At 52.1% G+C, this 24870-nt stretch carries 18 protein-coding genes; 10 read left to right on the top strand and 8 right to left on the bottom strand.

The genetic code is table 11. The features are described 5' to 3' along the window. Nucleotides 1–74: 74 nt before the first annotated feature. From RIC05_RS11130 to RIC05_RS11110, 5 genes are all read right to left on the bottom strand, one after another. Complete coding sequence (locus RIC05_RS11130) at nt 75–593, bottom strand: hypothetical protein (RefSeq protein WP_350042972.1); 519 nt, start codon at nt 591–593, stop codon at nt 75–77. 61 nt (nt 594–654) lie between these two features. After that, complete coding sequence (locus RIC05_RS11125; protein ID WP_350042971.1) at nt 655–1344, bottom strand: exonuclease domain-containing protein; 690 nt, start codon at nt 1342–1344, stop codon at nt 655–657. A 5-nt stretch (nt 1345–1349) separates the two neighbouring features. Next, nucleotides 1350–3218 (bottom strand): DUF294 nucleotidyltransferase-like domain-containing protein, encoded by a 1869-nt coding sequence (locus RIC05_RS11120; protein WP_350047260.1) that lies wholly within the window; start codon nt 3216–3218, stop codon nt 1350–1352. A gap of 147 nt (nt 3219–3365) precedes the next feature. Beyond that, nucleotides 3366–5132, bottom strand: coding sequence for a sodium:solute symporter family protein (locus RIC05_RS11115; protein WP_350047261.1), 1767 nt, complete (start codon nt 5130–5132; stop codon nt 3366–3368). A 25-nt stretch (nt 5133–5157) separates the two neighbouring features. After that, complete coding sequence (locus RIC05_RS11110) at nt 5158–5418, bottom strand: DUF4212 domain-containing protein (protein WP_350047262.1); 261 nt, start codon at nt 5416–5418, stop codon at nt 5158–5160. A gap of 619 nt (nt 5419–6037) precedes the next feature. On the opposite strand from RIC05_RS11110, the gene ettA reads away from it, so the two are divergent. Then, entirely contained in the window at nt 6038–7717 is a 1680-nt protein-coding gene (ettA, locus tag RIC05_RS11105; protein ID WP_350042967.1) for an energy-dependent translational throttle protein EttA, read from the top strand. Between the two features lie 142 nt (nt 7718–7859). Here the strand turns inward: ettA and RIC05_RS11100 are convergent, their stop codons facing one another. Both RIC05_RS11100 and RIC05_RS11095 read right to left on the bottom strand, forming a co-directional pair. Continuing rightward, nucleotides 7860–8501: an MlaC/ttg2D family ABC transporter substrate-binding protein gene (locus RIC05_RS11100; RefSeq protein WP_350047263.1), complete on the bottom strand. Its 642-nt coding sequence runs from the start codon at nt 8499–8501 to the stop codon at nt 7860–7862. Nucleotides 8502–8510: 9 nt separating this feature from the next. Continuing rightward, entirely contained in the window at nt 8511–9296 is a 786-nt protein-coding gene (locus RIC05_RS11095) for an MlaA family lipoprotein (RefSeq protein ID WP_350042965.1), read from the bottom strand. A 307-nt stretch (nt 9297–9603) separates the two neighbouring features. On the opposite strand from RIC05_RS11095, the gene RIC05_RS11090 reads away from it, so the two are divergent. The 4 genes from RIC05_RS11090 to metH are packed head-to-tail and all read left to right on the top strand — an operon-like array spanning nt 9604 to nt 15336. Beyond that, on the top strand, nt 9604–10581 hold the full coding sequence (locus RIC05_RS11090; RefSeq protein ID WP_350047264.1) for an ArsR/SmtB family transcription factor: 978 nt from the start codon (nt 9604–9606) through the stop codon (nt 10579–10581). 60 nt (nt 10582–10641) lie between these two features. Further along, complete coding sequence (gene metF, locus RIC05_RS11085; protein WP_350047265.1) at nt 10642–11532, top strand: methylenetetrahydrofolate reductase; 891 nt, start codon at nt 10642–10644, stop codon at nt 11530–11532. A gap of 53 nt (nt 11533–11585) precedes the next feature. Next, the gene (locus tag RIC05_RS11080) at nt 11586–12650 is read left to right on the top strand and encodes a homocysteine S-methyltransferase family protein (protein ID WP_350047266.1); all 1065 of its coding nucleotides are present in this window, start codon (nt 11586–11588) and stop codon (nt 12648–12650) included. 37 nt (nt 12651–12687) lie between these two features. Then, nucleotides 12688–15336, top strand: coding sequence for a methionine synthase (metH, locus tag RIC05_RS11075; protein WP_350047267.1), 2649 nt, complete (start codon nt 12688–12690; stop codon nt 15334–15336). An 89-nt stretch (nt 15337–15425) separates the two neighbouring features. Here the strand turns inward: metH and RIC05_RS11070 are convergent, their stop codons facing one another. Then, nucleotides 15426–16670 (bottom strand): multidrug effflux MFS transporter, encoded by a 1245-nt coding sequence (locus RIC05_RS11070; protein WP_350047268.1) that lies wholly within the window; start codon nt 16668–16670, stop codon nt 15426–15428. Between the two features lie 269 nt (nt 16671–16939). Here RIC05_RS11070 and RIC05_RS11065 point away from each other — a divergent pair, with 269 nt between their 5' ends. From RIC05_RS11065 to RIC05_RS11045, 5 genes are all read left to right on the top strand, one after another. Further along, entirely contained in the window at nt 16940–18733 is a 1794-nt protein-coding gene (locus RIC05_RS11065; protein ID WP_350047269.1) for a chloride channel protein, read from the top strand. Between the two features lie 23 nt (nt 18734–18756). After that, nucleotides 18757–19863 carry a non-hydrolyzing UDP-N-acetylglucosamine 2-epimerase gene (wecB, locus tag RIC05_RS11060; RefSeq protein WP_350047270.1) on the top strand — a complete coding sequence of 369 codons (1107 nt, stop codon included), beginning with the start codon at nt 18757–18759 and terminating at the stop codon, nt 19861–19863. Between the two features lie 219 nt (nt 19864–20082). Further along, nucleotides 20083–22437, top strand: a complete 2355-nt coding sequence (locus tag RIC05_RS11055; protein WP_350047355.1) for an ATP-dependent helicase — start codon at nt 20083–20085, stop codon at nt 22435–22437. Between the two features lie 76 nt (nt 22438–22513). Next, the gene (locus RIC05_RS11050) at nt 22514–23395 is read left to right on the top strand and encodes a 50S ribosomal protein L11 methyltransferase (protein ID WP_350047271.1); all 882 of its coding nucleotides are present in this window, start codon (nt 22514–22516) and stop codon (nt 23393–23395) included. A gap of 386 nt (nt 23396–23781) precedes the next feature. Further along, the gene (locus RIC05_RS11045; protein WP_350047272.1) at nt 23782–24867 is read left to right on the top strand and encodes an HD domain-containing phosphohydrolase; all 1086 of its coding nucleotides are present in this window, start codon (nt 23782–23784) and stop codon (nt 24865–24867) included. The last annotated feature ends 3 nt before the right edge of the window (nt 24868–24870 follow it).

Genomic DNA, 24870 nt, shown 5'->3' with positions numbered 1-24870 from the left:
GCAAAGAGGATGCTCGTACTTTCAACAAAGCCCGCCATTGGCGGGTTTTGCGCGAATGTTAAACAATGTGTTGCCTATGAGCAGACCGCAGCCCGAAGCGGATCGTCTGCCCCCATGTCAAACCACTGGTCCATCGCGGATGGAAAGCCGTTGCCATCCAGTTTTGTCTCAGGCGTGATGTAACCGCGTCGGCCTTGCGCACAATCAACCAGATGGGTCAGGGCCAATGTTTCACCACCCTTTTTCAAAAGCAGGGTGGTGACACGCTTTTGATCTGCATTTTCCGGGTTGATGACCAATTTATCCCGGTCAATTGCCGTAAAGCGGTTTATCGGTGCTGAAATCAATGTCCAAGGCGCAAACGGGTTTTCGTCGGCAAATGTCTGGACGACATCAATGGTCGCGGGAAGGCGGGTTTGATAGCGTTCAAACCAGCTATATTCATCCCAGATCATATAGAAAAACATCGCAATCGCAGCGACAAACGGAACAATATATTTCGGTGCTTTTCGGCCCCAAAGGCGGAACAGCAACAAGACCACACCAGCCGATGCAAATCCGACAACAACTGTCGTGAAGATAAAGACATACATTCGGCCGCAGCCCCCGGTTGTTTGTTATATTTGGTTGGGCTTTTTCCACCCTATAAACGGATTAGCGCAGTATCCGGTTAAGCTCAAGTGCGCCTTTCGGATCACGTTTGGCGATTTGGGCCAGAAACAGCCCGGAGGCCGCAATAGCATCAGACAATGCGTTATGGGCGCGAAACGGCGGAAGATTGTGATTGCGCCGCAAATTGTCGAGTTTAAGGGCTCCGGGCTTCATCGGATGTCCCGTGCGACGGATATCGCGCAGAGCAAGAATAAGGGTATCGACTGTTGGAATTTGCAAAGGTGCGCCAAAGCACTGCTTGCAAGCCTGTCCGAGAAAGCCAAGCTCGATCGGGGCGTGATGGGATATCAAAACCCGACCGGCCATCTGGGGCAGTAAATGTTCAAGGGCGGTGGCAATATCTGGTGCATTGACAACGTCACTGTCAAAAATGCGGTGAACAACCACCGAACTTTCACTGAGTTCCTGTGTCGGGCGAACCAGAATATGCTCGCAACTGGAAAAATCGACGCCAAGCTGGCGGATGATGACCCAGCCCAGACTGACAATCTCGTCGCGTTTTGGGTCAAGGCCGGTGGTTTCGAGATCAAGCGCAATAAACTCGGTTTCCATGACCGAGCGTGATGGATCGGCAGGAGGAACATCATAATAGGTTCGCAAAGCACGGGTTGCCTTGCGTTGGATGAAGTCCCGATATAGCGGACTATCGATGATTTTTTGACGCAGTCCCATTGTGCTTAGGTCCCGCTTTTGCCAAAGGCGTTTTCAAGAGCGCTTTGCAAGGTCTTGATCACAGAAAATGCATCCTTTAAGTGGCTGCGTTCAAACGCGGACAAGCTTTCAGGATGCAGGAAGTTATCAGGTGCATCGCCACGCCGGATTTGGCGGACCTGATGTTTCAGACGCGTGATGCTGACAAATTCAAAGGCATCCAAAAGATCAGAAGCACCTTGGGTACTGATCGATGGAAAGGATTTAACCGCATGCAGGCGTTCAAACGTGTTGACCGCATCGACGCCATTGGCAAGTGCATGAATACGGGCCAGATCAACAATCGGCACCACCCCGTTATGTTTGAGATCAAGGGTGCTGTCATGTTCGCCGCCGCGGATCATGACGAAGTTTTTAAAGAAGCCCAGCGGCACATGATGGGTAAGCGCATTGCCCACCATATAGGCCTGAAAAATCCGGTTATCCTTGGCCTTTGAAACGATCATGCGGTGCAGGTCTTCAAACAGGGTTTTGGTGCCGTGGATCGGGCGCAGATCGAACCAGACCGAACACAGCATCAGGGATTTGGGTTCAGGCTGTTCAATCCATTTGTTGAAATAGTTTTGCCAGACTTTTGCCGGTTGGCGCCATTGATCGGTTTTTGCCATCATGTCGCCGGGGCAATAGACATATCCAACCCGATGCAACCCATCACAAACATAGTCTGCCAGTTCCTTGAAATAGGCACTGTGTGTTTCGGGATCATAACCATCATCAAGGATCAAACAGTTATCTTGATCCGACAATGCTGTTTGTTCCTGTCGTCCTTGTGACCCACCGGCCATCCAGACATAGGGCACGGGCGGGGGACCAAGTTTTTCTTCGGCAAGCTGAAGCAACCTGACCGTTGCGGCATCGGAAAGGGTGGTTACGATATGCCCGGCATTTTGCGACGTGGCCCCGGCTTCAATCAAATGGCTGAGAAGTTCGGGGACCTGATCAATGACCTTTGCCATATCGTCGGGGTCGGTCAATTTGCCGATCCGGCCTGCCATATAGACCGCTGACAGGGACTGGCGGGCGAGTAAATTATTGGTCGTGATCATACCAACAGCCTTGCCGTCCTTCATCACAGGAAGGTGGCGCACATTGTGACGCGTCATGGTCAAAAGTGCATCAAAGGCATAATCATCGGGATGAATGGAAATCGGTTTGGCGGTCATGATCGCAGTGACCGGTTCGTCATAGCTGCGTGCCTGGGCGACAACGCGGTTACGTAAATCACGGTCGGTCATGATACCGGCAATATTATCGCTGCCTTCGGTAATGAGCAGGCAGGAAACCCGTTCCTTGCTCATTAATTGGCCCGCTTCAAGGATGGTTGCGGATTTATCAATGCTGACCAGATCACGTGCAATCAGATCAGCGACCCTGATGCTCATCAGTTTTAACTGGTCGTCATCGCGGCTTTCAATCAATTGCATCCCGCTGCGCAGGCGATCACCGCCGATTTGTGCGAAGAAGTAATTGAATTGCGGGTATTTCCCCGCCAAGTCATGGAAATCCTTTTCCGGCAGCAGGTAACATAAGCTGTCTTCAAGGGTGGTGATGTTGTTGGCAGCCTTGCCGTTGCGATACATCGCGCGCACACCAAAACATTCCCCCTCGGACAACCGCGCAAGCAACTGACCATTCGGGTCACGGGTTTCGGTACCACCTGTTCGGATGATGTAAAGATGCAGGCATTGTTCTTCGGGTGACAGAACCTTGGTGCCGGCCCGGAAATACCGTGCTGTCAGGCGTTTGGGCAGGGCATCAATCACGTCATCGGGGAGCAGGGCAAATGGATGGTGTTGTTTTAGAAATTCGGCAATTTCTTCGAGTTCTATGCTCATACCCATTTTCCTCCCTTAAGGTCAGGACCGATTAATGCGCTATGTTCTGACCCTTACGCCATTGTTGCCTGATGACGGGCCAAAAGAAAAGCCCCCGGATCAATGATCCGGGGGCTTGCAACAGATTTAGGCAAACCGATTGACCGATTAGTGGTCAATCGCACCGCTGGCACCTTTCGGTACGCGGATTTCTTCGACCATATGCTGGATATGCTCTGGCGGTTCAGCGGTTACTCTCGACACTGCGAAAGCTACGATGAAGTTCAGAGCCATACCAACAACACCAATGCCTTCTGGCGAAATGCCGAACAGCCAGTTGGCTTCGACGTTTTCGATCAGAACCGGGATAAAGATCCCTTTGAAGGCCATGATGTAGCCCATGGTAAAGATCAGGCCGACAAGCATGCCCGCAACCGCGCCTTCGCGGTTAATCTTCTTGGAGAAGATCCCCATGATGATAACCGGGAACAGCGAGGATGCCGCAAGGCCAAAGGCAAAGGCCACAACTTGCGCCACAAATCCTGGCGGGTTGTATCCCAGATAACCGGCAATCAGGATCGCAACAGCAGCTGCGACACGACCGGCCATCAGTTCCTGGCCTTCTGTCATGTCTGGTGTGAATGTCCCTTTGAGAAGGTCATGGGACACACTCGATGAAATCACAAGCAACAGGCCTGCTGCCGTCGACAGAGCTGCAGCAATACCACCTGCTGCAACCAGTGCGATGACCCAGTTCGGAAGCTGTGCGATTTCCGGGTTGGCCAGAACCATGATGTCACGGTCAACCGAGAGTTCGTTACCAGCCCAGCCATATTCTGCTGCTTTGGTCGCGAATTCTGCGTTTGCATCGTTATAGTACTGGATACGGCCATCGCCGTTTTTGTCTTCGAATTTCAGAAGGCCGGTTGCTTCCCAGCGCTTCATCCAGTCTGGACGTTCTTCAAAGAGCAAGTTGCCATCTTCGGCACCGACTTCACCGGTCTGGATGGTTTCGGTCAGGTTCAGGCGAGCCATTGCACCAACTGCAGGAGCAGTGGTGTAAAGCAGCGCGATGAAGACCAGTGCCCAACCAGCCGAAGAACGTGCGTCACGCACTCTTGGCACGGTGAAGAAGCGAACGATAACGTGCGGAAGACCGGCTGTACCAACCATCAGGGCAAGTGTGATTGCAAAGATGTCAATCGTTGACTTGTTGGTGGTGGTGTATTCAAGGAAGCCGAGTTCCGTGACCACGTTGTTGAGGCGTTCCAGCATAAACTCGCCAGTGCCATTCACGGTAGAGCCGAATGCCAGCTGCGGCAAAGGATTGCCGGTAAGCTGGAAGGCAATGAAGATTGCCGGAATGGTATAGGCAACGATAAGCACGCAATATTGTGCAACCTGGGTATAGGTAATGCCCTTCATGCCGCCAAGAACGGCATAGATGAAGACGATGCCCATACCGACGATCAGGCCGGTAAGAATTTCGACTTCAAGGAAGCGCGAGAACACGATACCAACGCCGCGCATCTGACCTGCCACATAGGTGAACGAGATAAAGATCAGGCAGACAACAGCAACGATACGGGCTGTTCTGGAATAATAGCGATCGCCGATAAATTCGGGCACGGTGAACTTGCCGTACTTACGAAGATATGGTGCAAGAAGCATGGCCAACAGGCAGTAGCCGCCAGTCCACCCCATCAGGTAGACCGAGCCGCCATAGCCAAGGAAAGCAATCAAGCCAGCCATGGAAATGAATGAAGCAGCAGACATCCAGTCTGCAGCAGTCGCCATGCCGTTGACGACCGGGTTAACACCTTTGCCTGCGACATAGAATTCGCCGGTGGTGCTTGCCTTGGCCCAGATCGCGATGCCGATATACAGCGCAAAACTCAAGCCGACAGCAATGTAAGTAAGGGTAGTAAGATCCATCTTGTCTGTCTCCCCAGATCCAGCGTCAATCGTCTTCTTCGTGAACGTTGAACTCGCGGTCCAGTTTGTTCATCTTCGACACATAGACAAAAATCAATGCGACAAAGACGTAGATGGACCCCTGTTGAGCAAACCAGAAACCAAGCTGGAAGCCCGCGATTTCGATACTGTTAAGGGCGTCGACAAACAAGATGCCGAAACCGTAGGAAACGACGAACCAGATCACCATAAGGGTTGCGACCAGTTTCACGTTTCTCTTCCAGTAGGCTGCGCTTTGTTCATCCATTACGCGTCTCCTTCCTAGAAATGACAACTTCCCCTGCCGACGTTTTGTTGTGATGTTATCCGTCGGCGCATATACGAGAAGGCAACAAAGGTGTCTTGACGCACCTCTTGCCTCCTAAGGTCGATACCAGTTTTCGCGATTTCTCAGAAGCTAATCATTAGTCGTATAGAACAGTGCGTTACGCTGCATTGCAGGCGATCACAGGCTTCAAATAGGTGAAGGTTTCAGCCAGTTTTTGATGGTGTGCAGTGCGGTATTTTTAGTTGAATTAATAATGTCATTAAAACGCTAAAAGTTCATTTTCAAAGGCGATTTCGACATTTTTACCTCTTTGAAGGCGAATTCATTCGGCCAACAGATGTCTCAAGGCAAAGCGATGACAGCGACTTGATCGCGATTCTGGATCGGTTTGTGCCCCTGATTTGAGAGCGGGGAGAGCTTGTTTTGACGTGGCGAGGACATCTGATCGACTTGCATGGCGCCATGTGCGGTTTGAAGTTGTTAAGAAGAAGCCGGTCGGTTACAAACGGGCACAGTATTTCAGGCATGTGCGCATAGCATGCCGTAGTGTTCCGAACCAACAGGGTCGGACCCAACGACATTTTGGATGGGGAATTTAATGGCATCCTACCAGTATATTTACGTCATGAAGGACCTGACCAAGATCCTTCCGGGCGGTCGCGAACTGTTCAAAGGCATCACGTTGTCTTTCCTGCCGGGCGTCAAGATCGGTGTTCTGGGGAACAACGGTGCAGGTAAATCGACCCTGCTCAAGATCATGGCGGGCATCGAAAAAGATTATGCCGGTGAAGCATGGCCGGCCGAAGGTGTGCGTGTTGGTTACCTTGAACAGGAACCACAGCTGAACAAGGACAAGGATGTTCTTGGCAACGTGATGGAAGGGTGCGGTCAGATTGTTGATGATCTGGCACGCTTCAACGAAATCAGCATGTCATTCGGCGAGCCGATGACAGATGACGAGATGAATGATCTCCTTGCCGAGCAGGGTGAACTTCAGGAACGCATCGATGCGGCCAATGGCTGGGATCTTGAGCGTACGCTTGATATCGCCATGGACGCATTGCGCTGCCCGCCAAAAGACGCAGACGTTACCAAGCTTTCAGGTGGTGAGCGCCGTCGTGTTGCACTTTGCCGTTTGCTGTTGGATAAACCTGACATTCTGCTGCTTGACGAACCTACCAACCACCTTGATGCGGAATCTGTTGCGTGGCTTGAACGTCACCTTGAAGACTATCAGGGAACTGTCGTTCTGGTTACGCACGATCGTTACTTCCTTGATAATGTCACCGGCTGGATTCTTGAACTCGACCGTGGTCAGGGCATCCCGTACGAAGGCAACTATTCGTCCTGGCTGGAGCAGAAACAGAAACGTCTTGCTCAGGAAGCCCGTCAGGAAGGCAGCCGTCAGAAACAGCTGGCGACCGAACTTGACTGGATTCGTCAAAACCCGAAAGGCCGTCAGGCAAAATCCAAGGCCCGTGTTCGTGCCTATGATGATCTCGTCGCCGAAGCAGCCAAGGCTGTCCCGGATTCGACCAAGATCGTTATTCCGATTGCCGAACGCCTTGGCACCGAAGTTATCACCGCAGAAGGCCTGACCAAGGCATTCGGTGACAAACTTCTGTTTGATGATCTGCATTTCCGTTTGCCGCCGGGCGGCATCGTTGGTGTCATTGGTCCGAACGGTGCGGGTAAAACCACCCTGTTCCAGATGCTGACCGGGAATGACAAGCCCGATGCCGGTACCCTGAAAATCGGTGAGACGGTCAAAATGGGCTATGTCGATCAGTCGCGTGACTCGCTTGATCCGAACAAGACGGTCTGGCAGGAAGTCTCCGATGGTCTTGACGAGATCCTTTTGGCGAAACGCCCGATGAGTTCACGTGCCTATGTATCGCAGTTTGCGTTCAAAGGCAGCGATCAGCAGAAAAAAGTCGGCCAGCTTTCAGGTGGTGAACGGAACCGTGTTCATCTTGCCAAGATGTTGAAGTCCGGCTCGAACGTCCTGCTGCTCGATGAGCCGACCAACGATCTTGACGTTGATACGCTTCGTGCGCTTGAAGAAGGTCTTCTGGAATTTGCAGGTTGTGCTGTGGTTATCTCGCACGACCGCTTCTTCCTTGACCGAATCGCCACCCATATTCTGGCCTATGAAGGCAATTCGCATGTCGAATGGTTCGAAGGCAACTATCAGGAATATGAAGCGGATTATAAACGCCGCTATGGTGACGAGGCCAGCCGCCCACACCGCATTAAATACAAGCCGCTCACCCGTTAATCGGGGCAGAGTTGGATTGATCTACGAAAGGCCACCTTCGGGTGGCCTTTTTGTTTGAGCGCTTCTTGGCGAAATCAGGCCAAAGAAAAAGCCACCAACCCGAAGGCGGTGGCTTTGTTTCTTTGGCGGTCAATCAGAAAGATCAAAGGCCGGTTTTTGCTTTCAGCGCAGCAGTAAGTGCGCCGACATCATCATTATTTTGCTGAATGACAGATGTGAATTCGTCGCGCTGGGTAATGCCCATGCTCAGACCTTCGATGGAAACATCAATGATCTTGAAGCTGTCGTCAAACATACGCATGCGCCAGACAATATTGACCGGTGGGCCATCAGGGCGCACGAATTGAGAATTGACGAAGGTGTCTTTGTTGTTCTGTGTTTCGTTGCCAACGACGAATTGCTCGCCATTAAATTCCTTGAACTGATTGGCATAGTTCAATGCCAGATAGTTCTGCAGAAGTTTGGAGAACTCTTCAATTTCTTCGTTGGAGATTGAGCGCCAGTAACGACCCAGAACAAAGCGCGAGACAACATCCATCGCAAAGTAGCGATCCATCAGTGCGACAAAGTTTTTGCGACGCACGTCATCGGCAAGTGTCTGATCGGTGAGTTCGGCCATTGCCTGATTGGCCATGGATTCAATCACACTGGTCGCAGTCTGACTTGCGGCAACTTCAGTCACCGCAATAGGCGAAACCGTCGAAGCGTTTGACGCACCTGCCCACGCTGTGGAAACAGCAACAATGGCTGCAGCAGCGGAAAGGGTGATCTTGCTTTTGATCATGTTTCGCTCTTATTCGCTGGCGGCTTCAACGGCATCGTCGAAGTCAAATGAGGCGCTTTCATCTTCAACATTGGCCAACGGTGCAGGTGCACCATTGCGGATCATGGTATTGCGCTGCTGACGATACAGGCTGCGCAGAGCTGCATAGTAATCAAGGGATGATTGCTGCAGTTCGTTTAGCTGATTAATCGTGCTGTAACGGGAATGCAGCGCGGTTGCGCCCAGTCCACCCCAGTAAAGGGCATTGACCGTGTCGCTGTTTTCAGAGCCCCAGGTCAACGGGTTGGCAACGTAATCTACGGCAATCCCGGTGGTGTCACGCAGGTTGGACGGGCCAAGCAGCGGTAGCACGATATAAGGACCAGCACCAATGCCGTAATGGGCAAGGGTCTGGCCGAAATCTTCGCGGCGATACGGAATGCCAAAATCAGCAGCCACATCGTTAAGTCCAAGGAGGCCAAGCGTCGAGTTCATAATGAAACGCTGAAGCGACGCCGCACCCTGATCCGGGTCACCTTGCAGGAACGCGTTGAGTGAATTCAACGGTTCATTCAGGTTGCGCACGAAGCTGGAAACCGAGGTTTTCACAGGTTCCGGGGCAATGTCGCGATACCACATTGCTGCTGGATATAGCAGCATAAAGTCAACTGCGCCATTTACACCGTGAACAACGCGGTTCACTGGTTCGATCGGGTCGTAATCGCTCATGTCCTGTGCGGGTTCAGTCGAGGCGCAAGCCGTCAACAAAGACAGCGAACCAACAGCACAAAGCGAAAGAAGAGCTCGAAACTTCATTATTTTTAGCCAACCGATGTTCGATACATAAACTTCCCAGACCCAAGACGTTCTTTCGTGCGGAACACCAAAAAAACGTTACCGATCAGCTTCCTGCTCAAGAAGCGCGACCACGTATCGTATACGTCTCGAATATCCATGTGGGTAGCATAGGGGGAATTTAAACACCAGCATACAAAAAGTTGAAAGGGATCAAGCAGTTTTTCCATGTGACTTTTCTGCTACACCCCCTTTGGGTAGGAATATAATTCTTGATTAAATATAAACATATCTTTATATCTTGTTTCCGTAAGCGGGAGGCTTTGATATGGAACAGGTTCTGGCAAGATTGCGCGCTGCGGCCGAAGCAACAAGGCTTCGCTTGCTGGCAATTTGTGCTGAATGTGAGCTAACAGTCAGCGAGATCACCCAGATCATTGGTCAAAGCCAACCGCGCGTATCCCGACATTTAAAACTTCTGTGTGAGGCCGGATTGCTCGTGCGTTTTCGCGAAGGAACGTGGGTGTTCTATCGCACGCCACATTCTGGTCCGGGGGCGGATCTTGTGCAGCCGGTTCTTGATTTGCTGCCCAAAGACGATGAGACCCTGTCGCTTGATCATGCGCGGTTGGAGCAGGTCAAAGCACAGCGAGAACGCATTGCGACCGAATATTTCCGCGCTAATGCCGAAGATTGGGATCAGATTAGATCCCTGCATGTTGACGAGGCGGTGGTTGAACAAGCCCTTCTTGAAGCTGTCGGTAATCTGAGCGGTGGTCGCATCCTTGATGTCGGCACGGGCACTGGCCGCATTCTTGAAATGCTTGGCCGTACGGCCGAAGAAGGTGTTGGCGTCGATATGTCGCGCGAGATGTTGGCGGTTGCACGTGCAAGGTTACAACGCGCTGATCTGTCAAACTGTCTGGTACGGCAGGCCGATATGTATCAATTGCCTTATCCGGGCGGCATGTTTGATGTCGTGACCTTGCATCAGGTGCTGCATTTTGCTGAAAAGCCGGATGCCGCCATTGCCGAGGCTGCCCGTGTTCTTGCCCCCGACGGCAGGTTGGTCATTGTTGATTTCGCCCCGCATGACCGTGATGAGCTGCGCGAAGAACATGCGCACCGGCGTTTGGGATTTGATGATTCGGCAATTTCTACGTGGTTTCGCGCATGTGAACTTACCCCTGACAATGTCATAAGCCTGCCCGGCAAACCGCTGACCGTCAGAATTTGGGGCGCACGCGCCATCGCAGAAACGGCAACAAACACACCACTGAAAAATTCCGAAAAGGCCGCAGAGTAATCTGCGGGTTCACCGAAATAATAAAGGCCCGATCCAAGGGAACGATAAGACAGGATTGAAATGATGGTTCAAGAAAATACGGCAGCACGCAACGATCTACGGGTTTCATTCGAATTCTTCCCCCCGAAAACGGAGAAGATGGAAGAAACCATGTGGCGCTCAATCCATCGGCTTGCGCCACTGAACCCGTCATTTGTCTCTGTTACCTATGGGGCAGGTGGCACGACACGCGACAGGACACATAGCAGTGTGACCCGCATTCAGGGTGAAACCGGAATTGCGGCGGCTGCCCATCTGACTTGCGTTGGCCACACCAAAGAAGAAATCGAACAGATTGCACGCAATTACTGGAACGAAGGCATTCGTTCCATTGTTGCACTGCGCGGTGATTTGCCCGATGCCGGTGATACCTATGTCCCGACACCGGGGGGGTATCCTTATGCGGTTGATCTTGTTGCCGGGCTTAAGGAAATTGCCGATTTTGATATTTCGGTTTCGGCCTATCCTGAAATGCATCCGGATTCGCCAAATGCCGATTTTGAGATCGATTACCTCAAACGCAAGATCGATGCGGGCGCAAACCGTGCGATTACCCAGTTCTTCTTTGACAATGAAACGTATCTTCGTTTCCGCGACAAATGTGATGCGGCGGGGATTACGGCCCCGATCGTTCCGGGCATTTTACCGGTAACCAACTTTGGTTCGCTGTTGAAATTTGCCGATATGTGTGGTGCTTCTGTGCCCAAGCGTCTGCATTGGCGTTTTGAAGATCTTGACGAAGACCCGGAAACGCGCCGAATGGTTGCATTCCACGAAGCAATTTCACAAGTTGAAGGTTTGATGAAGGAAGGCGTTAGCGACTTCCATTTCTATACCTTGAACCGTGCTGAACTGACCTATGCCATCTGTCATGCACTGGGCATTCGTGGAGCGGATCAGGCTGCGGCCTGATTTCCGAATTGCCCCGTAACTGTGACGCATGAGTAAATGACTGGATGAAAATGATGAATGACCGCAAGGAACGCATTGCCCTGTTGCGCAAACGGGCCGAAGACAAGATATTGATCCTTGATGGCGCCATGGGCACCATGATCCAGAAGCACACCCTGACCGAAGAAGACTATCGCGGTGAACGGTTTGCGGACTGGAAACAGGACATCAAAGGCAATAACGATCTTTTGTCGCTGACCCGCCCGGACATCATCAAAGACATCCATCTGCAATATATTGCCGCGGGTGCTGATCTGAACGGCACCAACACATTCAGCGCAACCACGATTGCGCAGGCCGACTATGCGATGGAGCATCTGGCCTACGAAATTAATTTCGAAAGTGCCAAGATTGCGCGCGCAGCCTGTGATGAGTGGGAAGCATCCCATCCCGGTGATGTGCGCTTTGTGAATGGTGCAATCGGCCCGACCAACCGGACCGCGTCGATGTCGCCGGATGTCAATAATCCCGGCTTCCGGGCGATCAGTTTCGATCAGTTGCGCGAAGCTTATAAGGAAGCAGTAAACGGCCTGCTGGATGGAGGGGCGGATACGCTTCTGGTGGAAACCATTTTCGATACGCTCAATGCCAAGGCCGCCCTGTTTGCGATTGATGAAGTTCTCGAAGAACGCGGCGAAGATGTTCCGGTCATGATTTCCGGAACAATCACTGATGCGTCGGGTCGAACCCTGTCGGGGCAGACGACCGAGGCGTTCTATAATTCGGTCCGCCATGCCAAGCCGTTTTCAATCGGTTTGAACTGTGCCCTTGGTGCAGCTCAACTGCGTCCTTATGTACTGGAACTCTCGCGGATTGCGGAATGCCGGGTTTCGGTTTATCCCAATGCCGGTCTTCCGAACGAATTTGGCGAGTACGACCAGACGGATGCGGAAATGGCCGAGTTGGTCAAGGAATGGGCGAATAGCGGCATGATCAACCTGCTGGGCGGGTGCTGTGGCACGACCCCGCCGCATATCAAGGCAATTGCCGATGCGGTGGCTGCGTCCAAACCGCGCACGGTGCCAAAAATTGAACCAAGAATGCGGTTGTCCGGCCTTGAGCCGTTTGACGCTGCCTGAACCTGATATTGATTGAAAAAAGAGATCGAACAGACCCATGAGCGACATTTCAAGATTCATCAATATTGGCGAGCGCACAAACGTTGCAGGCTCGATCAAGTTCAAGAAGCTGATTGTTGACGAAGATTATGATGCGGCACTGGAAGTTGCCCGTCAGCAGGTCGAAAACGGTGCCCAGATCATCGACATCAATATGGATGATGCGATGCTGGATGCCGAAACGGCGATGGTTAAATTTATCAATCTGATCGCAGCCGAACCTGATATCGCGCGCGTTCCGATCATGGTCGACAGTTCGAAATGGAACGTCATCGAAGCGGGTCTTAAATGCCTGCAGGGCAAAGGTATCGTTAACTCGATCAGCCTGAAAGAAGGCGAAGAACCCTTCATCGCACAGGCCAAAATACTGCGCCGTTACGGTGCGGCTGTGGTTGTGATGGCGTTTGATGAAAAAGGTCAGGCCGATACCGTGGATCGCAAGATCGAGATTTGCGAACGCAGTTATCGGGTTCTGGTCGACAAGGTCGGCTTCCCGCCTGAAGACATCATCTTTGATCCGAACATCTTTGCGGTCGCGACGGGCATTGAAGAACATGACAACTATGCTGTCGACTTCATCGAAGCCTGTAAGCTGATCAAGGAAAGACTGCCATACGCCAAGATTTCCGGCGGTGTTTCGAACGTATCCTTCTCGTTCCGGGGGAATAACCCGGTCCGCGAAGCCATGCATTCGGTGTTTCTGTATTATGCCACCCAGGCTGGTATGGATATGGGCATTGTTAATGCCGGTCAGTTGGTCGTCTATGAACAAATCCCGGAAGAACTGCGTGAACGTGTTGAAGACGTCATCCTGAACCGCCGTTCGGATGCGACCGACCGTTTGCTTGAAGTCGCTGAGAAATACAGAGGTACCGGCGGACCGGAAAAAAAAGCCGATCTTGAATGGCGCAAAAAGCCGGTCAATGAACGTCTGGCGCATGCGCTGATCAATGGTATTGCCGAGTTCGCCGAAGAAGATGCCGAAGAAGCCCGTCAACAGGCCGAACGCCCGCTTCATGTGATTGAAGGGCCGTTGATGGATGGCATGAATATCGTCGGTGATCTGTTTGGTGCTGGCAAGATGTTCCTGCCGCAGGTTGTCAAATCTGCCCGTGTGATGAAAAAGGCGGTCGCTTATCTGATCCCGTTCATCGAAGAAGAAAAAGACGGTGTGCGTGAAACCAACGGTAAAATCCTTCTCGCCACGGTTAAGGGCGATGTGCATGACATTGGCAAAAACATCGTCGGGGTGGTTCTGCAATGTAACAATTTCGAGGTTATTGACCTTGGCGTGATGGTCCCGACCCAGAAAATCATCGAAACGGCCAAGGCCGAAAACGTTGATATGATTGGTCTTTCGGGCCTGATTACACCGTCGCTTGAAGAAATGACCTATGTTGCTGCCGAAATGGAACGCGAAGGTCTTAATATCCCGCTTCTGATTGGTGGCGCGACGACGTCCAAGGTTCACACGGCAGTCAAGATTGCCCCGAACTATAACAAGTCGGTTGTTTACGTCATTGATGCGTCGCGTGCGGTCGGTGTTGCCAGCAAGCTGGTTTCTGAAACCCATCGCGAAACCTTTGCGGCGGAAATCCATGCTGAATATGTCGCCATGGCGGAAAAACACGCCGCCCAGCAGCTCCAGAAGAAACGGTTTGCCATTGCGGACGCCCGTGCCAACAAGGTTCAACTTGATTGGGACGAATATGACATTCCGGCACCGGCCAAACCGGGCATTACCGTGTTCGAAGATTTCGATCTGGCCGAACTGGTGGAACGTTTTGACTGGAAACCGTTCTTTGAAACCTGGGAATTGCACGGTCGTTTCCCCGATATCCTCAAAGATGAAAAGGTCGGTGAAACGGCGCGGGGACTTTATGACGATGCGCAGGCGATGCTTAAACGCATTGTTGATGAAAAATGGTTCAAGCCGCGTGCGGTTGTTGGCCTTTGGCCCGCCAATTCAGTCGGGGATGACATTGAAGTCACCCCGGCCCCGGATCAGAACGAACCGGTCATGTTGCGCACCTTGCGCCAACAGATGTTCCGCGAAAATAACAAACGCCCGAACCGTGCTTTGGCCGATTACATTGCCCCGAAAGACAGTGGCAAAACCGACTATATCGGTGGCTTTGTTGTAACAGCTGGTCCGCAGGTTGAAATCATCGCATCGAAGCTTGAAGCTGAACACGATGATTACAATGCCATTCTGGTTAAGGCATTGGGTGATCGTTTTGCCGAAGCTTTTGCTGAGCGCATGCACGAAAAAGTTCGTAAAGAACTTTGGGGCTATGCCCATGATGAAAGTCTGCCGAACGCAGAACTGATTGCCGAAAACTATCGCGGTATTCGTCCGGCACCGGGATATCCGGCCTGCCCGGAACATACCGAAAAGCGTACGCTGTGGCAGTTGCTTGATGCAGACAACACTGTTGGTGTTGAGTTAACCGAAAGCTGTGCCATGACCCCGGCATCGTCGGTCAGCGGGTTCTATTTCGCCCATCCTGAGGCCAAATATTTCGGCCTTGGCAAGATCGAACGCGATCAGGTCGAAAGCTATGCCGAACGTAAAGGCATGACCATGACAGAAGCCGAACGGTGGTTGGCGCCAAACCTTAATTACGATCCGCGTCAGTTCAAATGATCTGACCGGTCGCAATGAAAAACCCCGCAGACTGCACTCTGCGGGGTTTTTTACGTTTTGGGTCGTTTGGAAAACCTTTGCCGGTCGGCTTATCTGGTTGCTTCCATGAAACGACCGCGCTCGGTAATGCCGACAATCAGAATGCCGATCAAACCAAGGGCGAAATACCCGCCCAAAAGCGGCACGACTGTTCCATCGAACAACTGACCAATGATGCCACCGGCAACCACGCCGATCAGTGTGCTGTAAACACCGGTCACTGATGATGCAGTGCCGGCAATCGCACCGACCGGTTCCATGGCAAGCGAATTGAAATTCGGCATGGTCAAAGAAAAACAGAAAAGTGTCGCTGTCAGGCCAATGCCAAATACCGGAAGCGGTGGGTGACCGTCAAAGACAAGCGCAATCAAAACGTTGACCAGACTGCTGAGTGTCATAAAAAACAGCGCAACGTGGGAGATTTTGCGCATCCCGAGTTTCCGCACCAGCCGTGCATTGACAAAGGATGAGAAACTCATGCAGGCCGCAATCATACCAAAGGCAAGCGGGAACCAGACGCCAAGACCGTAAACCTCGGTTTCAAAGATTTGCTGGGCCGATCCGATATAGGCCATCAAGCAGGCAAACATCACCCCCATGGCTGTTGAATAGCCAAGAGTCTGGCGATTGGTCACCGTGGTCTTGATGTCCCGCCCGATCCGGCGAAGTGACAGTTTATGCCGGTGTTCCGGATGCAGGGTTTCAGGCATGCGCAGCATGTACCAGCAGGCAATCGCAATCGCGAGAACCAGCGTGCTGACAAAAATCATGTGCCAGTTGGCAAGGGCCAGGATCAAACTTCCCGATGCCGGGGCGAATACCGGAAGGATAATGAAGACCATCATGACGAACGACATGACGCGCGCCATTTCGCGACCTTCAAAACAATCACGCGTGATCGCCATGGTCAGGACGCGCGGGGCGGCTGCACCAAGTCCCTGCACAAAACGGGCAATAAGGAGCTGGTCATAACTATCGGCAAAGATCGCCATGATCGTGCCAATCGCATACAGGCCCAGTCCGGCAATAAGGGTCGGGCGACGGCCATAGCTGTCAGCAAGCGGGCCATAAACGATCTGCATCAGGCCAAAAGCAATCATGAAGACATAAATCAGCAACTGCATACGGTTGCCGTCTTTGATGCCGAAATCATCGGCAATCGGGCCAAAGGCCGGCAGAAGGTTGTCAATAGACAGGGCGACAAGTCCGATGGTGATGGCCATCAGACAGACAAATTCAACAAATCCGGGAAGCGGTCGCACCGCTTTGGTACCCGTTGGTCGGGGGTCATTCATTTTTTGGGTTCCGTAGCAAAACGGTTTGGGTGGCGTCGTCATCAGATGCGACAGGCGCAGAATGCTGTATTTCACCTTTGAATGGCAATGATCGTTTTTCAAAGTCGGTAATCGGCCAGTCATTCAGACCCGAGTATCAGAAATAACAGTTCGCGAGGGGCAGGATTGATAAATTGTCCATGGTCTTTCCATTCTTTACCCTTTATTCGCAGGAAACCGCGATCCTGTGTTCTACGCACATTCATTGATTAAACCCCGGTATTTCAAATATGGCCGAGAAGCTTCTCAAATCGAATATTGTCCTGAACCGCATGCGCCGCATGGTGAAAAGCGAGCAACTGGTTCTGTCGATTTTGGCCTTGGTTGTCGGTGCGTTGGCCGGGGGTGGGACAATCCTGTTTCGCGACGGGTTGCTTCTGGTGCAGGGCCTGACCTATGGCACCGTCGATGAAGCCCTTCATCATTATCTGGCGGCATTGCCGGCTTGGCATCTTGTTCTGGGGCCGACGGTCGGCGGACTGATTGTTGGTGTTTTCATCTATAAATTCCTGCCGGAAAAACGCCCCCATGGTGTTGCCGATGTGATTGATGCGGCATCGTTTCACGATGCACGGATGTCCACACGTTGCGGGATCAAAAGTGCCTTGGCCAGTATGGTGTCACTGGGCAGTGGTGCGTCGCTTGGTCGCGAAGGACCGGTTGTGCATATGGGCGCATCCTTTGGCGCCTGGCTTGCGCGTATACTCCATCTTCGTCGCTCCGCAGCGAGAACGCTTTTGGGTTGTGGTGTGGCATCTGCTGTTGCCGCCTCTTTTAATGCGCCGTTGGCGGGTGCCTTATTCGCCCATGAAGTTGCCCTTGGTCATTATGCCCTGACCGCATTTGCCCCGATTGTGCTGGCATCGGTCACCGGGACAGTGATCACACGGCTTTACTACGGTGACGAAGTCGCCTTTTTGATTCCGGGGCATGAAATTCAGTCATTCTGGGAATTCCCGGCCTTTGCGCTTTTGGGGATTCTTGCCGGTGTGACCGCGATGCTGGTCGTGCGCGCGATTCCGATTGTTCAAAAAAGTGCCGACAGGGTTAAGGCCCCGTTGTGGATACGCCCGGCGATTGCCGGATTAATTGTTGGCGTGATCGGCCTTGGCTTTCCCCAGATCGTTGGCGTTGGCTATGGGGCGATGAATGACGCGCTTTACGAAGCCTATAGCCTGACCTTCCTGATCGGCCTGTTGTTTGCCAAGGCATTTGTTGTTTCGATTTGTATGGGGCTTGGCTTTGCTGGCGGGATGTTCAGCCCGGCCTTGTTCCTTGGCGCTATGTTGGGTGGTGCGTTTGGGATATTGGCAACCAATGTGTTTCCTGATCTGTCTTCAGGTTATGCGGCCTATACGCTGGTTGGCATGGGGGCGGTGGCCGCAGCCGTTTTAGGTGCGCCGATCTCAACCACCCTGATTATATTTGAACTGACCGGTGACTATGCGTTGACGGCTGGGGTGATGGTGGCATCGGTTTTGGCATCTGTTGTGATGGATCAGTTCAATGGCGGGTCGTTTTTCCAATGGCAGTTGAAATGCCGTGGCCTTTCAACCCGTTGGGGAAGGGAGATGAATTTGCTGCGCATGATGAAGGTCGCTGACATCATGAAGCGCGAATATGAAACCGTCCCGCTGACCGAAGGCCTTCCCACAGTCCGTGAAAAACTGATCAATGCGCCGTATTCGGAACTGTTCGTGATAGATGAAAATGGCAAACTTCATGGCACAATTACCCTGACCGATTTGCGCCATGCTGCATTTGACCCGACCTTGGGTGAAGAAGTCACAGCAGGTGAAGTCGCGCGATCGAAACCACCCGTTCTGTATCGCACCGATAGTATCGAGCAGGCCATTCGCCTGATGGAACAAACCGGCGAAGAACATCTACCTGTGCTGAACAGTGAAGAAGAACGCCAGATGATCGGCTTCGTGCATGAAAAGGACGCGATGATGGCCTATAATAACGCGCTTCTTGAGTTGCATAGCGAAGAACGCGGCGATGCCCCACCCAAGCTGTTTTGATTTTCTGGTCTGGGTGCAAAACAATGAAACTTCATCTCATTGCCGGTGCCCGACCCAATTTCATAAAGATCGCACCGCTTTGGCATGGCCTGCGCGGGCATCCCAAAATCAAGGCATCCTTTGTCCATACGGCCCAGCATCGTGATGACGTAATGTCGTCCGCGATTTGGCGTGAACTGGATTTGCCGGATCCTGATCATGTTTTGTCATGGGAAGACATATCGGACCAAGACCCGATAGCTGCGATGATGGCCGCGTATCAAGGGCTTTGTAACGCTAACCGGCCAGATGCCGTATGCGTGGTTGGCGATGTTAATTCATCCTTGGCTGCCGCCAATATCGCCAATCAGATGAGTATTCCGCTTATCCATCTTGAGGCCGGATTACGGTGTTTTGACCGCACCATCCCCGAAGAAGCCAACCGGATTGCGATTGACCATATGGCGGATCTGTTATTGACGCCGTCACCGGATGCCGATGCCAATCTGTTGAACGAAGGCATTTTGCCAGATCGCATCAAACGGGTCGGTAACATCATGATCGACACACTGGTCATGATGGCAGACCGGATCAAACGGGACCGTATTACGGACCAATATGGATTGATCAAAGATGGCTATTGCCTGATCACTTTGCATCGCCCGGACAATGTTGATGTGCCCGAAAAGTTGCGCAAGATTTGCGAAGCAGTTGTTGATGTTTCTGCCAAATGCCCGGTGTGTTTCCCAATTCACCCACGAACCAGAAAACGGATGGAAGCGGCAGGGTGTTTTGAAATCCTACAATTTGGCGATGTTCGTTTGTTGCCGCCACTTGGCTATGCCGCGTTTGGAGCACTGATGCGAGATGCGGCGTTTGTCATCACCGATTCCGGTGGGGTTCAGGAAGAAACATCTTACCTCGGGACCCGGTGCCTGACCCTTCGTAAGGCGACAGAGCGCCCAATCACGATAACGCACGGTACAAATAGTCTGGTTGATATAGACCAGCTAAGTGAAACTGTTTTGAGTTTTGCCGAGCATCAGAACAGTAAGCACGGATCGGCAATTCCACTGTGGGACGGGGCAACAACATCGCGCGTGATTGCAGAACTTGATCAGTTCATGTTTGGCGGGATGATTGGCCGATAAGCCTCCAAGTGCATCACCCCCTTGATTTTCTTTCGTTAATAATTGCGATGCTCTCAGGACTCACCGGCGGGTGGGCAGGCGGAAACTGGTGCATGAAGTTATATTTCTTGTAAAAGGCATGGTTGATGTTCCTGTTTTGTTGCAGAATGTAAAAATTACCCGGCAAGATTTGATGCAAGGCTGGCCCTTGAAACACAGCGTGATATATATGCCCTCATGATGGATGATCCCTTCGAAATTGATGAATTCGCTGCCAGCCCGGAAATGCGCCTTACGGATGCACCGGCCCCGGCATATCTCGACAACCTGAATGCCGAGCAGCGCGACGCTGTGGATACGCTGGATGGGCCGTTGCTGGTTCTGGCAGGGGCCGGAACCGGGAAAACCCGCGTTTTGACCACGCGTCTGGCCCATTTGCTTGAAACCAAGGCGCAAACAGAACGTCTGCACCCGCAGCAAATCCTTGCCGTGACCTTTACCAACCGTGCAGCAAAGGAAATGCAGGAACGTGTCGCACACGCCCTTGGGCGGCCAGTTGAAGGATGGTGGTTGGGCACATTCCACTCACTCTCAGCCCGTTTGCTACGCCGTCATGCCGATTTGATCGGGCTGCAGTCAAACTTCACCATTCTTGATAGCGATGATCAGGTCCGTTTGCTTAAGCAAATCATGGATGCTGAACAGATCGATCCAAAGAAATGGCCAGCCAAGCAGTTGATGGGGATCATTCAACGCTGGAAAGACAAGGGGCTTACGCCCGATCGGGTCAATGAAAGCGTTGAATTCGCCAATGGCGGGGCCAAGCACCTTTACAAGATTTATCAGGAACGGCTCAAGGTTCTGAATGCGGCAGATTTTGGGGATCTGTTGCTGCATTGCCTGACCCTGTTCCAAAAGCATCCTGAGATCCTGAAACAGTATCAGAACACCTTCCGCTATATTCTGGTGGACGAATATCAGGATACCAACGTCGCGCAATATCTTTGGTTGCGTGCAATGGCGATGGCGCACCGTAACATTTGCTGTGTCGGCGATGATGATCAGGCGATCTATAGCTGGCGTGGGGCCGAGGTCGGCAACATCCTTCGGTTTGAGTCCGATTTCCCCGGTGCCAAGGTCGTAAAGTTGGAGCAGAATTATCGGTCCACACCGCATATTCTGGCTGCTGCATCCAAGCTGATTACCTTCAATGATGGTCGTCTGGGCAAACAGCTTTGGACGGAAATCGATACCGGTGAAAAGGTACTGGTTAAAGGTGTCTGGGATGGCCCGGCGGAGGCCCGATTGGTTGGCGAAGATATCGAAGCCCTTCAAACCAAGGGTATCGGTTCTTCCCAGATGGCCATTCTGGTCCGCGCCGGTTTCCAGACCCGCGAATTTGAAGAACGCTTGATCACACTTGGTATTCCTTACCGTGTTATTGGCGGCCCACGTTTTTACGAACGTCAGGAAGTCCGTGACGCACTGGCCTATATCCGCCTTGTCGCCCAACCTGATGATAGTTTGGCGTTTGAGCGCATCGTCAATGTGCCCAAACGCGGGGTTGGCAAAGCCACCCTTCAGACCCTGCATCAATATTCCCGCGATCAGGCGGTTTCGCTTCCTGTTGCGGCCAAGGATTTGATGGATACCGAAGAACTCAAACCGAAAATGCGCCAAAGCATCGGCGGGCTTCTGGGTGATTTTAAACGCTGGCGCGAAATGCTTGGCGAAAAGTCGCATGTCGAGGTGGTCGAAACCGTTCTTGATGAAAGCGGCTATACCGATATGTGGCGCGCATCAAAGGAAATTGATGCGCCCGGTCGGTTGGAAAATCTAAGTGCGCTTGTGTCCGCAATTGGCGAGTTTGAAAACCTGACCACATTCCTTGAGCATGTTTCGCTGGTGATGGAAAATGTTCAGAACGATGCGGATGAAAAAGTAACCATCATGACCCTGCATGCGGCAAAGGGGCTGGAATTTGACTATGTCTTCTTGCCGGGCTGGGAAGAAGGTGTTTTCCCCCATCAACGCGCGATGGATGAAAGCGGGGTCAAGGGGCTTGAGGAAGAACGCCGTCTTGCCTATGTCGGGATCACCCGTGCCCGCAAACGCGCGACCATCAGTTATGCGGCGAACCGCCGGATTTACAATCAGTGGCAATCCGCCTTGCCGTCGCGCTTTGTTGATGAACTGCCTGATGAACATATCGAGCGGATCAGTGATACGGGCCTTGGCGGACATGGTGGCAATCATTCACCCGGCGCGTGGGGTTCGGATGACTGGATGAAAATGCCAAGCTGGGCGGATGATGGCAATGCGAACCGAAATCCGGTATCGGGCGCGGGGGAGCGTAAATTTGCCTCCAGCGGCTGGCAGGATCGGGTGCGCAAAGACATCATTGATGTTAAGCCAGATGGTGAAACCAGCTATTCGACCAATCCAAAATCATCGAAATACAAGGTCGGTGATAAAGTGCGGCATCGTAAATTCGGTCCGGGGACTGTGCGCGGTGTTGAAGGCAACAAGCTGGAAATCCATTTCGAAGGTGTCGGGACAAAGAAAGTGGTCGACAGCTTTATTCTGCCGGGGTAAGCCCCGATGCAATATTTACGCAATAGCGATCTAACCGGGCAGCAATCGCAAGCAGCCCAGACAAGCGAGAAGCGATATGACCGAACCCGTCCTTTGCTATAACTTCCAGTTCGAAGTTGATGGCGCCTATGCCGCAGCTTTTGCCGAAGCACTTTATGAATATTGCGATGCCCTGTCGCATTTCGAGCGCGACGGCGATCCGGCAGGACCTTGGCGGATTGAAGGTTTCGCAGGCGAGCTGTTTGACAAGGCAGCCGTTGAAACCGCAGTTTCGATTATGGCATCGGCGGTGGGGATAGAAGCACCGACCGTGACATTCGGAACGTACGAGCCAAAAGACTGGGTCAGCGAAAATCTGCGCAGCTTTAAGCCGATTTCAGTTGGACGTTTTTACGTCCATGGATCGCATTGGGGCGAAGGCATCCCGGTTGCCAAAATTGGATTGCAGGTTGATGCCGGTCTGGCATTTGGTTCGGGCGAACATCAGACGACCAAGGGGTGCTTGGCCGCGATTGACTGGATTGCCAAAAAAGGCCCGCGTTCAAACGCGCTTGATATGGGCTGTGGTTCGGGCATTCTTGGAATGGCCTGTGCCAAGGCTTGGCGCAGCACGGTGATGATGGCCGATATCGATGCCGCATCGGTGCGTGTTGCCCGCGAAAATGCCAGAATCAACAAGATTTCGGATCTGGTCACGGCCATCCATTCAAACGGTTTTCACGATACCCGCATTCGGGATGCCGGGTATTACGACATCATCTGTGCCAATATTCTTGCCCGTCCGCTGCGGTCGATGGCCCATGAACTCAGCAGCACACTTTCTGAAAATGGTGTGGTGGTTTTGTCGGGTCTTCTGTCTCATCAGGAACAGTTTGTTCTATCCGCTTACCGCGAAGTTGGTTTGTCACTGATCAAGCGGTTCAAGGTTGAAAACTGGACGACGCTTTTGGTTGGATAATTACTCCGCTTAACAATCTAAATCGAATTCAAAAAGGGTCGCACATAGGTGCGGCCCTTTTTCGGTTAGGTACTCCAGATGATAAATAAGCCCGGTGGGTGTGATCCTATTCTTTCGGGTGGTGATTTCGACGAACCGGATTCGCACGCAAATCTTTTCAGGAAAATCGGTTTTAACACGTTTTTCACTGGTGCCCTGCCTTTTGCAAGTGATTACTATCCGGCGAAATAGTTCAAGTAATTCAAAAGGTCTGATGTTGATATGTAGGTCGACTTCTTGGTTTCACAACTTCCAGATGTTGATAGCTGTTGTCATGTCTAATACTTATGTATAGTAATTTTCGAGAGGGAAAAGAATGACATATTAAGTCATGAAGGGAGAATTCCTTGGCCGAGATCGACCGCCGCATTCTTGTCGTTGATGACGAACCTGTTATTCGTAAACTCCTTGCGCGCATTCTTGAGCGTGCAGATTTTTCCGTGGTGGTGGCAGAAGACGGCCTTGATGGGCTTGAAAAGCTGCGTACGGACGCCTCGATACGCCTGATCGTATCGGACTTGCGGATGCCCAAATGCGGGGGGCTGGAATTTGTTCGGCGCGCAATCGGCGAGTTCAAACGGGACTTCGAATTCATTTTACTGACCGGTGACGGTGACAAATCCGATGCCATAGATGCATTGCGCCTTGGCGTGCGGGAATTTCTCGACAAGCCGGTCGAACGTGCCGATCTTGAGGCTGCTGTTTTCAAGGCACAAGAACGCTTGCTTGAGCATGACCGTGAACATGAACGGGTGCGCAAACTTGAGATAGAGAACTTCAGCAAAAGCCAGACGCTTGATGAAATCAATCGCAAGCTTGGTGGTGCGGAAGAGGAACTGATCGATCGGCTCAGCCTAATCTCGCAATATCGCGATATTGAGACGGCTGAACATTGTGTGCGCGTTGGACTGTATTCGCAATTGCTGGCCGATATGGCAGGGCTTGATGCCAATACCCAGCGCACCATTCGCTTAGCGGGTATTCTTCATGATATTGGCAAAGTTGGTGTGCCCGATGACGTGCTTCTCAAGGAGGGATCGCTGACCGATTATGAGTTTGAAGTCATGCAGCGCCATACCGAGATCGGTTACTCTATGCTGAATTCGTCCCACAATCCGGTTCTGCAGCAAGCAGCGGTGATTGCCCGCCACCATCACGAAAAATGGACGGGTAATGGCTATTGCACGGGATTGGTTGGCGAAGACATTCCAATCATCGCGCGGATCGTCTCAATCGCTGACGTCTATGATGCTTTGCGCAGTTCACGCCGCTACAAGCCACCCTTTGGACATGATGCTGCAGTCTCGATCATTACCAAGGGGGATGGTCGTACAGCACCGGACATGTTCGATCCGACCTTGTTGGGACTTTTTGCTGAGCACCATCATCGGTTTGAAAACATTTTTGACAGCATGCCGGATCAATTGGTGTGACAC

Origin of the sequence: Thalassospira sp., from assembly GCF_040218635.1 — a bacterium.
Lineage (GTDB): Bacteria > Pseudomonadota > Alphaproteobacteria > Rhodospirillales > Thalassospiraceae > Thalassospira.
The sequence above is the reverse complement of the archived record's forward strand: the minus strand, read 5'-3'. Positions and strand labels throughout refer to the sequence as shown.